Annotated in this window: 2 protein-coding genes; both read left to right on the top strand. The window is 50.5% G+C overall.

Translation table 11 applies throughout. The annotated features are described in order from the left end of the window. The first annotated feature begins 824 nt into the window (after window positions 1-824). Window positions 825-1,409 (top strand): hypothetical protein, encoded by a 585-nt coding sequence (locus LOC67_RS22705; protein ID WP_230265127.1) that lies wholly within the window; start codon window positions 825-827, stop codon window positions 1,407-1,409. 132 nt (window positions 1,410-1,541) lie between these two features. Further along, window positions 1,542-1,787 (top strand): hypothetical protein, encoded by a 246-nt coding sequence (locus LOC67_RS22700; protein ID WP_230265126.1) that lies wholly within the window; start codon window positions 1,542-1,544, stop codon window positions 1,785-1,787. Window positions 1,788-2,640 lie beyond the last annotated feature (853 nt).

The following is a 2,640-nucleotide window of genomic DNA, read 5'->3' as shown; positions in this document are numbered from 1 at the left end:
AGCAGCGATGTAGTGCCGACTGTGATCGTGGGTACCTCGCGAACCATGACATGAACCGAAGTGACGGAGTCGGGGTTTTTGAAGTGGTGTGTCATCCGCCGTCACTCGGTTATGTCCGCCGTTCGCCGAAGTCGAGATATGCGGACGTCAACTTGCGGTTTTAGCGGTATTTACACATGACGAGTATTTTGCCGATTGCGGAACTGTCACAATTGATTCTTAGTTCAATCGAGAAATGTTGGGCTGACCTCACTTCTCGTATTGATTCACCGGTATATGGCTTCTCCTTGATCGCGATTGCAGATAGCCCTCGAACTTTCTGTGCAATTGGCGCGTCAGCCTCGACCGAGAAAGGATTCAGCGATCGGAAGAATGAAGCGTTGAATGACACTTCACAATCCGCAATAGCACGCACGATCGGCGTTTCAATTGATGAACTGATTCAAAGTGCTGAACGCTGGGATCCATGGAGATGGGAGCACCGGTATCTGTGTGGCAGCTACAAAAAGCCGAAGGGTTTCTTTAAAGAACCACAGAAATGGGTCCGAGAAGTTGAGCGATCACTACATCACGATCATCATTCTTATCGGAAGTCCGAACTTCCGCCAGAAACTCAATGTCAACTGAAGGCGGAAGTGTTCGCGGCAATGGCAATTGCACTCCAGCGATTCTCACCATCAGTTGCTCCAGACTCGGATTTATCAACGATAGTTTGGCTTTGCACCTACCCCATATCAAATGATTCTGAATGGCTGGAGCGCGAGTCGGCAAGATTTTTGAATCCGAAAACGCGCTATGACCAATTTGTAGCGGAACGCGGCAACATGAATGCCTCGAAGAACAGTTCGATCAGTAGCCTATTCCGCGAAATCCTATCAGAACACTTAGGAGATATGATCGAACCCGGAGAGGAGTCGCAGCGTGGGAATCCGGCTCGAAGTGCAGAAGACAAAGAACCAGACAAGCGGACGCGATTGATTCGCGAGATCATGCGTCAATACGATCTTGAAGAATTTGAAACGTTGCCCTTGGTCCGTTTTGAACAATTCTTCGATGGCAATTTCGACGACCGGTCAATCGCGGCAAACGCTGTATGGAAGGAAATTCCCGACCTCGATGGGATATTTGCTGAACTCACGCGAATCTCCGAACTTCCAAGTGTCGCAGATGTTTACGTAACAATTCATGAGTGCCCGGAAGAGGACGATGAAGAAGACTTTAATATTTGGCCGCAGGCCGAAGGATTGGTTGTTACAACCACGCTTGGACGTGAATCGCTTCAATCAGAACTCTCGGCGCTGAAACCGGATTATTGTAATGAGGGATGGGCGTACGACGGGCACGAGGCAACACGTCCAGTTCCTGAACTTGAAGAAGGGTATCGGGCGTACACAATTGGATGGGATTGATTCCCGGCGAACCAAGCGATGAACCGAAGTCGCGGAGTTGTCGGTTTTGACAATGGAAAATCAGTCGCCGCGACTCGGTTATCGCCACCGTTCTGCCAATGAGGATACGTCGCTCACATCCCTGCGATCTCGATGCGTATTTATACCCATGAAAACCGCGCACGACTGCTGTTTCACTTGAACGCGTATTCGGTGATACAGATTTCCGATTTGCCGGCGGCACCGCTTTGGGAAATCAGCACTCGCCTGCTGTCGTTTGAAAATCGGATTGTTAACGCCGAATTCCGAATCCGCTGGAATGCCATTTCGCCCGAACCACACGACACAATTGATGAACTCCGAGAGGCACTGCACCAATTTATCGAGATTCTTGATTGACGCGGTCACAACGTACCAGATTCCGATTTCGGTGATCGCACCGGTATTAAACAAACTGCACTGACCGAAGATGCCGTCTAGCCCGCGATCGTCACCGGGGCCAACGGTTGGACCGTTGATCGGCTGGGATCGATTTGCACATGAAGGCGAGTTGTTCGAGAGGTTTAGTGGATAGTAGGATGGCAGAACAATCGAATGCACCGAAGTTGTGGAGTCAGGGTTGGTTGGAGTGGTTAGTCGTTCGCCACAACTCGGTGATTCGTACCGTTCGCGCGGGTGGTTGTGACTGATAGCCAACGCCTGTCTTCAATGCTGCTGAATCCGGCCCATCTGATTTCACGTGGCAAGTGATTGATGATCGCCGCAAGTGAATTAACGGTTTGATAGTTGTGCTTGATCGCGGCCCACTTGATTTAGCGCGACAGCAGTTTCCTGTTGATCGCAACTGGATTCACGGTTTGATTATGTTGCTCGGACAACTCCCATCTGAATCCATAGGGCAGCAATTTCCTGTTTATCGCATTTAATGCAACGGTTTGGATGTTGCTCCGAGATTGCTGGTCAAACGCCCTACCCGCCGGCCAAAATATCTATGCTCGTTCCCCTTGGCGATTCGAATCGGGTAGACTTGTCAGCAGCGATGTGATGCAGACTGTGGTCGTGTGTACCACGCGAACCATGACATGAACCGAAGTGACGGAGTCGGGGTTTCTGAAGTGGTGTGTCGTCCGCCGTCACTCGGTTATGTCCGCCGTTCGCGCGGGTAGATGAACCGCTGACTGACTGATCTCGCTCTCAGTTAGTCATCGCCCTTTGCACTTCCAAGCGTTTGGATTTGACCCATTTGATTTCA

The organism is Stieleria sp. JC731 (assembly GCF_020966635.1).
GTDB lineage: Bacteria > Planctomycetota > Planctomycetia > Pirellulales > Pirellulaceae > Stieleria.
The sequence above is the reverse complement of the archived record's forward strand: the minus strand, read 5'-3'. Positions and strand labels throughout refer to the sequence as shown.